Annotated in this window: 13 protein-coding genes; 6 read left to right on the plus strand and 7 right to left on the minus strand. The window is 67.9% G+C overall.

The annotated features are described in order from the left end of the window. Window positions 1-17: 17 nt before the first annotated feature. The gene (locus ABTW65_RS12760; RefSeq protein ID WP_350660529.1) at window positions 18-896 is read left to right on the plus strand and encodes a DUF4349 domain-containing protein; all 879 of its coding nucleotides are present in this window, start codon (window positions 18-20) and stop codon (window positions 894-896) included. Window positions 897-936: 40 nt separating this feature from the next. Further along, window positions 937-2,232 carry a GNAT family N-acetyltransferase gene (locus ABTW65_RS12765; protein ID WP_350660531.1) on the plus strand — a complete coding sequence of 432 codons (1,296 nt, stop codon included), beginning with the start codon at window positions 937-939 and terminating at the stop codon, window positions 2,230-2,232. A gap of 3 nt (window positions 2,233-2,235) precedes the next feature. Here the strand turns inward: ABTW65_RS12765 and ABTW65_RS12770 are convergent, their stop codons facing one another. Continuing rightward, entirely contained in the window at window positions 2,236-2,775 is a 540-nt protein-coding gene (locus ABTW65_RS12770; RefSeq protein WP_350660533.1) for a cysteine dioxygenase, read from the minus strand. On the opposite strand from ABTW65_RS12770, the gene msrB reads away from it, so the two are divergent. From msrB to ABTW65_RS12785, 3 genes are read left to right on the plus strand one after another with little or no spacing between them, the layout of a single operon-like run. Beyond that, entirely contained in the window at window positions 2,774-3,178 is a 405-nt protein-coding gene (gene msrB, locus ABTW65_RS12775) for a peptide-methionine (R)-S-oxide reductase MsrB (protein ID WP_350660535.1), read from the plus strand. The genes ABTW65_RS12770 and msrB overlap by 2 nt on opposite strands. A gap of 36 nt (window positions 3,179-3,214) precedes the next feature. Beyond that, window positions 3,215-3,925 carry a sulfotransferase-like domain-containing protein gene (locus tag ABTW65_RS12780; protein ID WP_350661245.1) on the plus strand — a complete coding sequence of 237 codons (711 nt, stop codon included), beginning with the start codon at window positions 3,215-3,217 and terminating at the stop codon, window positions 3,923-3,925. Next, complete coding sequence (locus ABTW65_RS12785; protein ID WP_350660538.1) at window positions 3,925-4,815, plus strand: aminotransferase class IV; 891 nt, start codon at window positions 3,925-3,927, stop codon at window positions 4,813-4,815. Before ABTW65_RS12780 ends, ABTW65_RS12785 begins: the two co-directional genes overlap by 1 nt. 4 nt (window positions 4,816-4,819) lie before the next feature. Here the strand turns inward: ABTW65_RS12785 and ABTW65_RS12790 are convergent, their stop codons facing one another. Continuing rightward, entirely contained in the window at window positions 4,820-5,641 is an 822-nt protein-coding gene (locus tag ABTW65_RS12790; protein WP_350660540.1) for a hypothetical protein, read from the minus strand. 25 nt (window positions 5,642-5,666) lie between these two features. Then, a complete protein-coding gene (locus ABTW65_RS12795) occupies window positions 5,667-6,437 on the minus strand; it encodes an LLM class F420-dependent oxidoreductase (protein ID WP_350660542.1) in 771 nt (256 codons plus the stop codon). Window positions 6,438-6,540: 103 nt separating this feature from the next. On the opposite strand from ABTW65_RS12795, the gene ABTW65_RS12800 reads away from it, so the two are divergent. Continuing rightward, a complete protein-coding gene (locus tag ABTW65_RS12800; protein ID WP_350660544.1) occupies window positions 6,541-7,827 on the plus strand; it encodes a uracil-xanthine permease family protein in 1,287 nt (428 codons plus the stop codon). A 17-nt stretch (window positions 7,828-7,844) separates the two neighbouring features. Here the strand turns inward: ABTW65_RS12800 and ABTW65_RS12805 are convergent, their stop codons facing one another. The 4 genes from ABTW65_RS12805 to ABTW65_RS12820 form a co-directional block, all read right to left on the minus strand. Beyond that, complete coding sequence (locus tag ABTW65_RS12805) at window positions 7,845-8,540, minus strand: Imm52 family immunity protein (RefSeq protein WP_350660546.1); 696 nt, start codon at window positions 8,538-8,540, stop codon at window positions 7,845-7,847. Between the two features lie 227 nt (window positions 8,541-8,767). Further along, on the minus strand, window positions 8,768-8,974 hold the full coding sequence (locus ABTW65_RS12810) for a hypothetical protein (RefSeq protein ID WP_350660548.1): 207 nt from the start codon (window positions 8,972-8,974) through the stop codon (window positions 8,768-8,770). 58 nt (window positions 8,975-9,032) lie between these two features. Then, on the minus strand, window positions 9,033-12,746 hold the full coding sequence (locus ABTW65_RS12815; RefSeq protein WP_350660550.1) for an RHS repeat-associated core domain-containing protein: 3,714 nt from the start codon (window positions 12,744-12,746) through the stop codon (window positions 9,033-9,035). A gap of 9 nt (window positions 12,747-12,755) precedes the next feature. Next, window positions 12,756-13,463 carry a WXG100 family type VII secretion target gene (locus ABTW65_RS12820; RefSeq protein WP_350660551.1) on the minus strand — a complete coding sequence of 236 codons (708 nt, stop codon included), beginning with the start codon at window positions 13,461-13,463 and terminating at the stop codon, window positions 12,756-12,758. Window positions 13,464-13,514: the final 51 nt, after the last annotated feature.

Below are 13,514 nucleotides of genomic sequence, written 5' to 3' on the forward strand. Positions count from 1 at the left end.
TCTCGGGTGCGGCCCTTGTGATCAGCATCGTCAGCATCTTCGCCCTCGGCGCCTGCGGCGGGTCGAACGGATCGGACGGCGCCTCCGCCGACTCCGGCTCGGTCGAGTCGCTGGCCGACCAATCAGCCGGGAAGGCGGCAGGTCCGGAGATGGCTGCGGAGGATGCGGACGCCGCGGCTCCGAAGCAGGCCGTCACGAAAGCATCGATCATCTCCACCGGCTCCGTCTCGCTCGACGCGAAGGACGTCGGAAAGACACGTACGCAGGTGCAGCAGATCTCCGACAGGTACGCCGGCCAGGTCACCGAGCAGGAGACCAGCGACAGCGACGACGACGGACCCAGCTATGCCCGGATGGTCCTCCGGATCCCCTCGAAGTCGTTCGACGACGCGATGGCCGACCTCGAGGACACCGCCACCCTGGTCGACTCCAACACCACGTCCACCGACGTCACCACCGAGGTCGTCGACACCGAGGTGCGGGTGAAGAACGCCCGGACGAGCATCGAGAGGATCCGTACGCTCCTCTCCCGCGCGGAGGCGATCGGTGATGTCATCGCGATCGAGTCCGAGCTCGCCCGCCGCGAAGCCGACCTCAACTCGCTGCTCGCCCAGCAGGCAGCCCTCGAGGACCAGACCTCGCTGTCGACCATCACGGTCAACATCGACCGTGCCGGTCCCGGCGGTTCCTCCGACGACGACCCCGGCTTCCTGGCCGGGCTGAGCGCCGGCTGGGAGGCGCTGGGCGACTCGGCCCGTGTCCTCGCGGTCGCGCTCGGCGCCATCATCCCGTGGACGCCGGTCCTCCTGCTCCTCATCGCGCCCGTCTGGCTCCTCTCCCGACGGCGCAAGCAGGTGGTCACTCCGGTGCCCGCCACCGGCCCGGCGGAGGAATAACCAGTCGAGATCGGGGTGCTCGGCGGCGTACGTTCTGAACATGAGCGCGCTCGAGCACCCCGGCCTCGTCTTCCGCAGCCTCGACCCCTTCGACGGGGACGAGGCCCTGTTGAAGGGGTGGTACGAAGGCACGCGACGTGGCTTCCACCAGTCCCGAGGCAACGACGACGGCATCCAGGTCTGGCGCGACCACACCCGCTCCGACTCGGTGACGCTGCTGGGAGCGTGGACGGAGAACTCGGAGTTCTCCTCGGCCACGATCCCGGTCGCGACGTTCTCCTCCTGGACGTCACCGGTCAACGTGGGCGGCGGCGTCAGCCTGCCGACGCTGCTGATCAGCGATGTGACCGTCTCCCCGACCCATCGGCGCCAGGGACTGCTGCGCAAGCTGATGACGGTCTCGCTCGCCGATGCGGTCGCCGCGGGCGTGCCGCTGGCGGCGCTGACCGTCTCCGAGGGGTCGATCTACGGCCGCTTCGGGTTCGGCACGGCCACCCATCTGCGCCAGGTCGAGGTCGACGTGACCGCGAAGTTCCGCTACCGCCCCGAGGTGCCCGCCGATGACGGTTCGGTGACCATGGTCGAGCCGGCCGACGCCTGGAAGACGGTCGCCGAGATCTACGGCACCTTCCAGGAGCGCACCCGCGGCTCGGTCACCCGGCCGCAGTTCTACGAGCCCTGGCTATCCAGCGCCTACGACTTCGGCGGCGACTCGAAGGGCGAGTCGAAGCAGCGCGCCGTGCTGCACCTGGACGCCTCCGGCACGCCCGACGGCTACGCGATCTACAAGACCGCCGACGAGCGCAACGACTCCGGGCTGCGGATGGCGCGGGTCGTCGACCTGGTGGCGCTGACCCCGGCGGCCTACCTGCAGCTGTGGCGGTTCCTCGCCGACATCGACCTCGTCGAGCGGGTCTCCTGGAACCGGGCGCCGCTGCAGGACCCGCTCTACTGGGCGCTCGCCGAGCCGTTCGCGGTCAAGAGCGCCGAGATCGACGACATGCTGTGGATGCGCGTGCTCGATGTGCCGGTGGCCCTGCAGGCACGCCCTTGGTACGCCGCTGGCGAGGTCGTCCTCGGTGTCGACGACCCGCTCGGCCACGCTGCCGGTGCCTGGCGGGTCGCGGTGAAGGACGGCACGGCCGAGGTCACCCGGACCGACGTAGCCCCGACCGTGGAGCTCGCCGCGGACACCCTCGGTGCCCTGTATCTCGGCGGCGTCGACGTACGCACCCTGGCAGCCGCCGGCCGGATTACCGGCTCGCCCGAGGCGATCGAGACCTGGGCGGCGATGGCCGACGGCGGCCCGCTGCCCTACTGCATCACCGGCTTCTGAGCGTCAGGGGCGTCCGGGCTCGGCACCGATCAGGCTGATCCGGTCGCCGTGAAAGCGGTAGTTGTGCATCGCGTCCAGCCTCGGTGCGTACGCGTGCAGGCTGATCGCCGGGCGCGAGCCGACGTTGCGTACGTCATGGACGTGGCCGGCGTCGTGCGCGCGGGCGTCGCCCGGGCCGACGTCGGCGATCTGCAGACCACCGAGCCAGTTGTGCTCGACCAGGCTGCCGGTCAGGACGGTGAAGGCGGTGGTCGCGGTGCCGTGGTCGTGGAAGCCGGTGCTGGCGCCCGGCGACCAGGCGATCATCCAGACCTCGACCTCGTCGTCGCGGTGGAGCAGGTGGAACTCGCGGCCGGTCTCGGGCACCTGCACCCGCGCGAGCAGGTCGTCCTCGGCGTAGGTGCGGATGGCGTCCAGCAGGGGCTGTATGGCAAGGGCGGTCAAGGTGGCCTCCTCCAGAAGCGTCGTGAGTTTAAGTATAGTAGATTGCTCGACTTTGGCAATGGAGTTCTGCTCCCACCCCAGACGTACCATTTCAACCATGGGTTACAACGTGGAGAAGTCCGACGAGGAGTGGCGAGCAGAGCTCTCGCCGGAGGAGTACGCGGTGCTGCGCCAGGCGGGCACCGAGCGGGCGTTCACGGGTGAATACACCGACACCGAGACCAAGGGCGTCTACTCGTGCAAGGCCTGCAAGGCCAAGCTGTTCGAGTCGGACACCAAGTTCCACTCCGGCTGCGGCTGGCCGTCGTTCTACCAGCCGATCAGCGAGACGATCGAGTACATCGAGGACAAGTCGCACGGGATGGACCGGGTGGAGGTCCGCTGCGCCAACTGCGGCTCCCACCTCGGCCACGTCTTCCCCGACGGCTACGGCACCCCGACCGGCGACCGGTTCTGCATCAACTCGATCTCGATCTCGCTGGAGCCTGCCGACCAGGCCTGACCCGGCTAGCGTTGCGCCGTGACTGTGCGGATCGCGATGTGGTCAGGACCGAGAAACCTATCCACGGCGTTGATGCGCTCGTTCGAGAACCGGCCGGACTGCACGGTTCTCGACGAGCCGCTGTACGCCGCCTACCTCTCGTCCACTGGCCTCGACCATCCCGGCCGTGACGACGTGCTCGCCTCCCAGCCGAACGACTGGCGGGTCGTGGCCAAGGAGATCACGTCTGGGCCGGTCGGCTCGGCGGTCCAGTATCAGAAGCACATGACCCATCACCTGCTCCCGGAGATGGACCACGGCGCCTTCGCCGGGCTCTCGCACGCGTTCCTGGTCCGCGACCCGGAGCGGGTGCTGACCTCGTACGCCAAGGTCCGCGAGGAGCCGACGCTGGAGGACCTCGGGCTGCCGCAGCAGGTGGCGCTCTTCGAGGAGTTCGGCGGGCCGGTGGTCGATGCCGCCTCGATCCTGGCCTCGCCGCGGGCGGCTCTCGTCGGGCTGTGCGAGGCGCTGGGGATCGGCTTCGACGAGGCGATGCTGTCGTGGCCGGCCGGCCCGCGCGACTCCGACGGCGTGTGGGCCCCGCACTGGTATTCCGGGGTGTGGGCGTCGACCGGGTTCGCGGCCTCCTCCCCCGGCGCCGCCGACCCGCTGCCCTCGCGCCTGGCGCCGCTGCTGGAGCGCTGCCTGCCCTACTACGATCGCCTCGCCCCCTATGTCATGGCTCCCGATATCAAGAACGGCGACTGATGCTGCAGACCTACGACCCCCGCAACGACCACCTCCAGGTCTGGATCAACGGCGAGCTCAGCCACCGCCTGGAGGCGCGGATCTCGCCGTTCGACTCGCTCGCCCAGGGCGGCGACGGCGTCTGGGAGGGGCTGCGGCTCACCCGGGGGCGCATCTTCAAGCTCGATGAGCACCTGCAGCGGCTGCGGCGCTCGGCGCGGGCTCTCGCCTTCTCGGACATTCCCTCCGACGCGTTCATGACCGAGGCGATCCGGGAGTGCCTGGCGGCCAACGAGATGCGCGACGACGTCCACATCCGGCTCACGCTCTCGCGCGGGGTGAAGGTCACCTCCGGCATGGACCCGCGGCTCAACCAGTCGGGTCCGACGCTGATCGTGCTGGCCGAGTTCAAGTCGCCGGTCTACGACGACTCGGGGATCACGCTGATCACCGCGGCCCAGCGCCGCCCGCGCGCCGACATGCTCGACCCGAAGATCCATCACAACAACCTGATCCCGTCGATCCTGGCCAAGGTCGAGGCCAACAACGCGGGCGCCGACGACGCGCTGATGCTCGATGACGCCGGCTTCATCGCCGAGACCAACGCGACCCACTTCTTCCACGTACGCGACGGGGTGCTGCGCACCTCGACGACCCGTGCGTGCCCCGAGGGGATCACTCGCGCCACTGTTCTCGACCTCGCGGCGGAGCTGGGTCTGCCGGTGGATGTCGGCGACTTCTCGCTCACCGACGCCCACACGGCCGACGAGGCCTTCGTCACCGGCACGATGGGCGGACTCACCCCGGTGGTCTCCCTCGACGGCCGGCCGATCGAGCGCGGGCCGATGACGCAGCAGCTCTCGAAGGCGTACGCGGACCTGCAGGCGACGACGGGGACGGTCGTCGCCTGACGGCTCACCCGACCGGCTCGAAGAGGGCGCGCTCGAGGATGACCGTGCCCCTGCCGTACGTCTCGTCGAGGCGCTGCTGGAGACTGCCGTCGTCGAGCAGCACACGCAGGTGGACGGCACCACGGGACAGACCGCTGCCGAGGTAGTGCGGCTGGTCCTCGAGCTCGTCCTGGATATCGGCGAGCTCCTCCTTCGACACCGTCGCGCGCGAGACGCAGAGCATCCCGCCCCAGGTCTTGCGCAGCCCTTTCTCGGCCGCGGCAGGATCACTGGTGACGCGTACGTTGAGGATGAGCTTGCGCGGGTCGTTCATCGGTTGCGCCACCCGAGTCTGGTCGAGCCACAGGTCGGTGAAGCCAGGCAACCGGTGCGCAGCGGACACGGTCGCCTCCTGGGTCTCCATCGTGGTCCGCTCAGGGTCGATCACCTTCCAGCCGCCCTCGGGCTCGGGGCACGGGCTGCTGAAGTCGACGACCTCCTCTGCCGGCGGAACCGACGCGTCGGCGGCCGGCACCGCCTCGGTCACAGTGAACGTCGTGTCATTGAGGGTGCCGGTGACCTGGAAGTCGCCCCAGCGGGTGCCTCCGGCCTCCTCGTGCTCGGGATGGTCGGCCCAGTCCCAGCCGGTCACCTCGAGCCCCTCGCACTGTGGCGGCATCGACTCCTGGATCGCCCCGAGGCACAGCTGCGGCCCACCGCCGTCGTCGAGCACCGTCACGGTGCCCGCTGAGCGGACGGTGCCGCTCCCTGCGGCAGGGTCGAGCACCTGGTCGTTCCCACACGCGCTCGCCGCCACGAGGAGCAGCACCCACCCATATCGCCACATGACCTACAGACGTCCGAGGCAGGGCTCAGGTTGCACTCGACTGGCTGTCACGCCAGGCGACGAGGTCCTCCAGCGGCTTGAGGTCGTAGTCAGGGCCGTTGACTCCGTAGGTGAACAGCCGGGCACCGGCGTCGTAGAGCGGCTTGGCGGCCTCCGAGCTGTCGGCCGCGGTCGAGATCTCGATCTCGTTCACGTCGCGGCCGATCGCCTCGCAGTGGCCGGCGAGCACGCCGCGCTTGCGCTCCAGGGTTGCCACGTCGGAGAAGGAGTGCCAGATGTCGGCGTGCTTCGCGACGTACTTCAGGGTCTTCTTCTCCCCGCCGCCACCGATCATGACCGGGATCTTCCGGACGGGCGCGGGGTTGAGCTCGGACCACCGCTTCTCGATGCGCGGGAGCGCCACGCCGAGCGCGTCGAGGCGCGAGCCGGCGGTGCCGAAGTCGTAGCCGTACTCGGTGTAGTCCCGCTCGAACCAGCCGGACCCGATCCCGAAGACCAGCCGGCCGTCGGAGATGTGGTCGACGGTACGGGCCATGTCGGCGAGCAGCTCGGGGTTGCGGTAGGAGTTGCAGGTCACCAGGCAGCCGATCTCGGCACGCGTGGTCTGCTCGGCCCAGGCCGCGAGCATGGTCCAGGCCTCGAAGTGCTTGCCGTCGGGCTCGCCGTAGAGCGGGTAGAAGTGGTCCCAGTTGAAGAGGATGTCGACGCCGATCTCCTCCGCGCGCCGGGCGGCATCGCGGATCTGGGCGTAGTCGGCGTGCTGGGGCTGGATCTGGACTCCGATACGGATCGTCATGTGTCCAACCCTACGGAGTGCCTGGCTTCCGTCCTCGCTCAATTCGGCCCTATCGTTCGGCACGCGGCGAACGGCGCCGTACGAGAGCTGAAGAGGGTGCGAGATGCGACTCGGCTGGGATCTGCACGATGACGGCAAGAACGTACGCGAGGGGGCGATCGTCAAGCCCGGGGAGCGGTTGAGCTGGCCCCGGACGATCGGCTTCGGCGGCCAGCACGTGGTCGCGATGTTCGGCGCCACGTTCCTGGTGCCGTTGCTGACCGGCTTCCCGCCGACCACGACGCTGTTCTTCTCCGGCATCGGCACGCTGCTGTTCCTGCTCATCACGCGCAACCGGCTGCCCAGCTACCTCGGCTCCTCGTTCGCCTTCATCGCGCCGATCGGTGCCGCGATGGGCGGCGGCGGGATGGGGTCGGCGCTCTTCGGCATCCTGGTCACCGGGGCGCTGCTGGCGCTGGTCGGCGTCATCGTGATGGTCACCGGCACCGGCTGGATCGAGGCGCTGATGCCCCCGGTGGTGACCGGTGCGATCGTCGCGCTGATCGGTCTCAACCTGGCGTCGGCCGCGACCAACAACGTGGTCGGCGGTGACCCGGCCAACCCCGAAAACGGGGCCGTGGTGGTCGCCGCGATCACCCTGGCGACCGTGCTGGTCGTCGCGGTCGCCTTCCGCGGGCTGATCGCCCGGCTCTCGATCCTGGTCGGTGTCGTCGTGGGCTACATCGCTGCGCTCCTCTTCGGCCAGATCGACACCTCGGCCTTCCAGGACGCTGCCTGGTTCGGGCTCCCGGACTTCTCCACGCCGACCGTGTCCTGGTCGGTCGTACCCATGTTCCTGCCGGTCGTGCTCGTCCTCGTCGCCGAGAACGTCGGCCACGTACGCAGCGTCGCCCACCTCGCCGGCGACGACACCATCAACCGCGAGACCGGCCGGGCCCTCTTCGCCGACGGCCTCGCCACCACCATCGCCGGTGGCTTCGGCGGCTCGGCGACCACGACGTACGGCGAGAACATCGGCGTCATGACCGCGACCCGGGTCTTCTCGACCGCGGCCTACTGGGTCGCCGGCGTCGTGGCGATCCTGCTGTCACTGTCCCCCAAGTTCGGGGCTCTCCTGAACACGATCCCTGCCGGCGTGCTCGGCGGGATCACCGTCGCGCTCTACGGCCTGATCGGCCTGATCGGCATCCGGATCTGGCTGGACAACCGGGTCGACTTCGCCGACCCGGTCAACCAGTTCACCGCCGCCGTCGCCCTGGTCATCGGCATCGGCAACCTCACCCTGACCTTCGGCGACCTCACCTTCACCGGCATCGCGCTGGGCACCATCGCCGCGATCGTGATCTACCACGGGATGAGCGCCCTGGCGCGCCTGCGAGGCCGCCGCTGAGCCGGCTCAGGGCTTGCTCAGAGCTTGCTGCGATCGGTCGGCGTCGGCGAGAAGGCGGCGCTGAGGCGGAGCACCTTGGCAAACTCGGTGACCTTCTCCACGGACAGGAAGCCATCGGGCTCACCAGAGCCGATGACGACGCCGCCGTTGTCAAGCTTCTCGAGGTGCTTGTCCATGCCACTCGGTAGCGCCTGCGCCCTCCCCGCGGAAAGGTAGGTCAGGCATCCCATCTTCGGGCCAGGCTCGCCGACCGGATGCACCTCGGAAAGCAGGCGCATGATGGACCTCGGGGCCACAGCGGCCCAGTCCGGGTCCCACACCGAGACGAGCTGGCGCAAGATCGGGTCCGCCAACGCCTCCGCGTCCTCTCCTCGCCCCTTGAGCACGAAGGTGTTCCGTACGTTCGGGGTCTCGGAGTATCCGCCCACAGTCATAGTGATCGAGAAGTCCTCGATCCTCTCTCCACGGGCTTCATACGCCTGGGTCACCCCGAGATGCGGAGCGTCGGTGTTGCGATGGAAGGCGTCGGATATCACCTGCAGGGCGTTCGCAGGCTCGGCGATCAGCCTGCTCGCGAGGTGGAGTGACGACCACCGAAGGGTCTCGCCGACCACGTCGTCCAGAGCCGCGAGAAACGCCACCAGCTTGTCGGCGATCTGATCCGGTGGCTCCTGCCGCGGACCCCAGAATCCCCGCGCGATCAGTTCGTCCATCTTCACGCCTTTCCTCGATCAGATGTTCATCGGATCAGGATGCGGCGTCGCACCCGGAACGTCAGACCAGACCAACCGAACCTCGATGTCATCCTCGCCCACCAGCTCGACGATCCTCTTCGCCGCCCACTCGTTTGCGGGGCTAGTTCGCAGCTGGGGTGATCCCATGGGCCACTCTCAGCCCACGCCCGCGAACGCTCGTGTCGCCGGACGACGAGGCGGCCATGTCATTCGTCAGTCCGCCCAACGATTTCGGCCCACCGCCGCTCGATCTCGTCTGCATCAACTATCGGATGCATCTGCGGATCGAAGTACTCCAGCACATCCCTGGTGTCAACGAAGGACAAGTTCGCTTCCTGTTGCAAAGCAGCCAGAACGCCAAAGGGCGTGATCCGTCCAGACTCGCGATCGCGCAAGTAGGCGACGATGTCCAAGAACGTGGCCCCCTGTCGAATCATGGCGCGAAGGTCCTCGTGGTCCTGTCTGTCCTCACTACCCACGACACCCTCCCGGGCGTTGGAAGCGCAATGCGACATTCGTGTACTCGCCAAACGAACCGGAGAACGAACTCGGGTCGACGGCCACGTCTGTCAAACCGTATCTGCCGACCATGTGGCCAGTGAACGTTCCGCGTGCAGCGTCTGCATATGACATCCCGGCTCGAAGATTTGCGTTAAATGCATCCAAGTTGGTCGGCATCGCCGTGACCCACTTGGCGTCAAAGGCACGGACGTTTGACGCACCGAAGTGGTCCATCACCTCTCCAAACATCTGGCCACCGGATGGACTGCCAGCCCCCTTTTCGATCGCCATCGACAAGACACCGTCGTTGAGGTCGGCCATCACTCCGCCGCCGCCATCGTACATCTTGGCGAAAGACCCGTTGAGGGATCCATCCGGGGCCAGTCCGACCGGGTCCATCCAGGTCGTTGGGTTCCCGACGTAGGTGTTTGGGTTTGGCGCGGGCGCGAGCCCGTGCGGATCCTGAGAAAGATAACGACCAGTGCCAGGGTCGTAGTAACGCTGGTTGTTGTAGTAGAGGCCGGTCTCTTCGTCCATGTATTGGCCGGCGAAGCGGAGCGGCGTGGCTGACGCATCGAGCGAGACGCCCCAGATCGTCCGGCGCGCGTGCCAGTGCAGTTCCCCATCAGAGTCGACCAGCTCCAACGGCGCGCCGGCGAGGTCGGTGACAATGGAGTAGAAGCGGGCGTCGACCTCGCCCTGGGTGAGCTCGACCTGGGCGAGGGGCTGGTAACCCTGGTGTGCCCAGGAGAGCGTATGGCCGCGTCCACCGGCCTGCTCGATGAGGACGGCGCCGTCCCAGGCGAAGAGGATCTCATCGACGACGCTGCCACTGTCGGCGTGGCGGCGCTTGGCGACGCGGCGCCCGAGGGCGTCATAAAAGTAGGTCCAGCGGGTTCCGTCGGGGGTGCGAACGGCGGTGAGGCGGTCGTTGGCGTCCCACTCGTAGAGCCAGGTATCTGGCTTCTCTGAGAGACGGCTGCGGGTATGGCGTACCAGGCGGCCTTGGGTGTCGTAGGCGTAGCGACTGCGGCCGGCGCGGGTGAGGAGCGTGCCTTCATAATCGCGGCGCTCGGTGTCACCGCCGCCGGTGGCGGAGCGGGTGATGTTGCCGAGGGGGTCGTAGGTGTAGACCTCAGATACCGAGTCGTCCAGGGCGACCGATGTGATCCGGTCAGCGAGGTCGAGCTCAAAGCGGCGGGCGCCGGTGATCTTGTCATCGACGCCGATCAGACGGCCCACTGACTCGTAGGCGTAGGTGCGCTCTTGGAGCACATCCGCCGGTGAGGAAGAGTCGCTGCGCTCGAGGCGCTGGGTCAGGGGCTGACCGAGGAGGTCCCAGGTCTGCTCCAGGACGAGCTCGCCTGTGGTTCTCCGGGTCTCGCGACCGGACAGGTCGTGCTCGAAGGCGATCTCCTGGCCGGCGACGGTCATCCGCTCCGGGGCGAGGCCGAGACCGTAGGACCACTCAGTCTCGACGCCCGCAGGTGTCGAGCGACGGGTCGGCCGACCGAGGGCGTCGTACGTCTTGGCCACGCGCCGACCGTTGACCGACTCCGCGAGCACCCTGCCGAGCGGATCGCGTTCGATGACCAGATCGACGCTTGGAGAGGTCGCACGCAGGAGACGACCGAGTGGGTCGTACGCCATCGTTGTGGTCTGGTCATCGGCCTGCTCGGTGACCACGTTGCCGAGAGCGTCATAGTCGTAGGCCAACCGCTGACCTGCGCCGTTGACCTGCTCGACCATCTGGCCAGCGGCGTCGTAAGCGTAGGTGAGCGTCCGGCCGTTGTAGTCGGTCTCGGTCGCGAGTCGGCCGGCCTCGTCGTACTCGTAGCGCCAGGTCGTGCCCTGGGGGCTGGTGACGCTGGTAAGGCGGAGCTCGGGGTCGTAGGCGTACTGCGTGATCGAGCCGTCGGGAGCCAGGACTTCGGCGGGCATGTCGAAGTGGGTGAACCTGGTCATGGTGGTGCGCCCGACGGGGTCGGTGTAAGAGACCGGGTTGCCCTCGCCGTCGTACGTCCAGGACTCCGTGGAGCCGTCCGGAAGCAGTCGGGACGCGAGCTGGCCGTCGACGGTCCAGGAGTATTCCGTGCGCGCACCGAGCGCATCGGTGCTGGCGACGACCCGGCCGAGGTGGTCGCGCTCGAACTCGGCCCAGCGGCCGTCGGGCTCGACCACCCGCCGCGGTAGACCGGCGGCGTCGGTCTCGATGGCACGGACCCGACCGAGGGCATCGGTGACCGAGGCCAGGTGGCCGTGGTCGTCGTAGCAGAACCCGGTGGTCGCTCCGGTCGCGTCGGTCACCGAGATGCGCCGTCCGGCTTCGTCGTAGCCCAGCGTCGTCACTGCGCCGTCGGGCAGCACCTGACGTGCCAGGCGTGGCCCCGCGAGGGTGTCGATCCACTCCATCGTGGTCTGGCTGCCGTCCGGGCGGGTGACCTCCGTGAGGTTGCCGGCCTCATCGTAGGCGAAGGTCGCGCGGCGGCCGAGCGGGTCGGTACGCGCGAGGAGCTGGTTCTGCTCGCTCCACTCCGAACTGGTCGCGGCTCCCAACGGGTCAACCGTGGCGACGACCTGGAACCGAGTGTTGATCTTGAAGACGGTGGCGTTCTCACGAGAATCCGTCACTCTGGTCTCACGCAGGCCGCTGGCGTTGGGCTCGCCGTACTCGAACGTGTTCCGCATGACGCCGTCGGAGCCACCCTGGCTGACACAGCGACCCTGGGTGTCGTAGACGTAGTCGTAGAAGGTGCCGTTGCGGTCGACCCAGCGAGTCAGACGGTGGTGCTCGTAGCCGAACTCCAGCTCCTCGCCGGAACCGTTGACGACCCCGACCAGATCGCCATTGACGTCGTAGCGGTAGCCCGTCACCTGCACCGCATCGGTGCCGTCGGGACGGGTCACCGTCAGACCGGTGACCCGATGCTCGGCGGTGGCGACCTGCACTCGATACCCGGCACTGTGGGTGACTTCTGCGGGCGCACCCTGCTCGTCACGCGCGAACCGGATCCAATCACCCGAGGCGTTCGTGATCGACGACAACCAAGCAGTGCCACCCGCACCGCCGACGCCGGTGTAGTGGCGGGTCACCCCCGTCGCGGCGTCGAGCAGACGGTATTCACCGTCCTCGCTGACCTGCAGCCGCAGAGCCCCACCCGCGACCGGGCGGGCCTCCACACCAGCCGTGAGGTTCTTGAAGACGCGCGCTCTGGTGTCAGCAGCCACCACGACCGCTGCACGCCGACCCACCACGTCGGTGTGGACGTCGATCCGCTCGTCGAACGTCGAGGACCATGAAGGGCCGAACCAATGACCATAAGTCCAGTCGCTCGAATGCTTCCGGCTAAGGATCAACGGGAGGTCGCCAGGGAGCGTCAGATCGGTCCGCTGCAGAAAGACCGCGCCCGTGGCCACGTCGACCGGGTCACCACAACCCTGTTGGTCCCGGTCTCCGTTGCGTGAGGAGCCATCCGTGGTGGTGGCGTTCTGCGTGTTGCCGCCCGGACGGTCGGAGCCGGACCTGGCCATGTCGCTGTCCAGGTCACGACGAGCATCCGCGTGCTTCCGAATCCCGTCGGCGACGTCGTCAGCGTTCTTCTTCAGGGACTGTCCGACGTCGCTGAGAGTCTTGGTCGCCGCCTCCCGAAGCTCCTCGACGACGTCATCCATCTTTCTGGCCATCGAAGTCTCCTAGGACTCGAAGAAGGGCAGGGCGGAAACTTCGGCTGCGAACGTGGCGCAAAGGTCGTACTGGTCGGCGCCACAGTCGCTGAGCGCCGTGGCGATCTGCTCCATCAGGTCGTAGCTGAGCTTGGTCGCGGCGGTCGCCTCGCCGTCGGTCACGATCGGAGCCTCCGCGATCGACATGGCGAGTTCGGTGATCGTTCCGGTCAGCGGCTCGGTCACCATGCTTGCGACCTCACCGATCACCCCTTCCATCGCGATGTCGGTGGCGATGTCGAGCGCCTTCTTCCGAGCGGCGATGATCGCTGCGTTGCCGACCACGCTGAGGCCCCCCGTGACCACAGCGGTCGCGGCGGCTGCAGCGATCTGTGCCGCCGTGATCGTCAGCTCGGCAATGACCTTCATCTTCAGCGCAACGATCGCATCAGCGGCGACATCGATCCCCGTTGCGACCCCGGGCAGTGCGTCGAGCAACCCATCCATGTTGGCCGTCCGGTTATCGGTCCACGCCCTGATCAGCGCATTCACCGACTGTGCCGTGGCCCCGTCGCCGAGCTCGTTGACCCGGATCTCCAGCTCGTCGAGCGTGCCGCGAAGGTCTGACTCCAGACCTCGCAGCAGCTGTGCGGCATCGCGGACCGCGTCCTCGTTGACGTTCGGCCACTCGTACCCGAGCAGGTCGAGTACGAAATCCAGCTCCCCAGGGATGGTCATCCCCACGTCTCAGCCCTCCCCGTCGTCATGCGGACATGTCATAAGCCCATG

The sequence above is a fragment of the Nocardioides sp. NPDC127503 genome, from assembly GCF_040302165.1.
Lineage (GTDB): Bacteria > Actinomycetota > Actinomycetes > Propionibacteriales > Nocardioidaceae > Nocardioides.

What these genes read in the sequence shown, in the direction of transcription:
- ABTW65_RS12800 (WP_350660544.1), top strand. Translation starts at nt 6,541, where the DNA reads ATGCGACTCGGCTGGGATCTGCACGATGACGGCAAGAACGTACGCGAG.
- ABTW65_RS12765 (WP_350660531.1), top strand. Translation starts at nt 937, where the DNA reads ATGAGCGCGCTCGAGCACCCCGGCCTCGTCTTCCGCAGCCTCGACCCC.
- ABTW65_RS12790 (WP_350660540.1), bottom strand. Translation starts at nt 5,641, where the DNA reads ATGTGGCGATATGGGTGGGTGCTGCTCCTCGTGGCGGCGAGCGCGTGT.
- ABTW65_RS12815 (WP_350660550.1), bottom strand. Translation starts at nt 12,746, where the DNA reads ATGGCCAGAAAGATGGATGACGTCGTCGAGGAGCTTCGGGAGGCGGCG.
- ABTW65_RS12785 (WP_350660538.1), top strand. Translation starts at nt 3,925, where the DNA reads ATGCTGCAGACCTACGACCCCCGCAACGACCACCTCCAGGTCTGGATC.
- ABTW65_RS12795 (WP_350660542.1), bottom strand. Translation starts at nt 6,437, where the DNA reads ATGACGATCCGTATCGGAGTCCAGATCCAGCCCCAGCACGCCGACTAC.
- msrB (WP_350660535.1), top strand. Translation starts at nt 2,774, where the DNA reads ATGGGTTACAACGTGGAGAAGTCCGACGAGGAGTGGCGAGCAGAGCTC.
- ABTW65_RS12805 (WP_350660546.1), bottom strand. Translation starts at nt 8,540, where the DNA reads ATGGACGAACTGATCGCGCGGGGATTCTGGGGTCCGCGGCAGGAGCCA.
- ABTW65_RS12770 (WP_350660533.1), bottom strand. Translation starts at nt 2,775, where the DNA reads ATGGTTGAAATGGTACGTCTGGGGTGGGAGCAGAACTCCATTGCCAAA.
- ABTW65_RS12820 (WP_350660551.1), bottom strand. Translation starts at nt 13,463, where the DNA reads ATGACCATCCCTGGGGAGCTGGATTTCGTACTCGACCTGCTCGGGTAC.
- ABTW65_RS12780 (WP_350661245.1), top strand. Translation starts at nt 3,215, where the DNA reads ATGTGGTCAGGACCGAGAAACCTATCCACGGCGTTGATGCGCTCGTTC.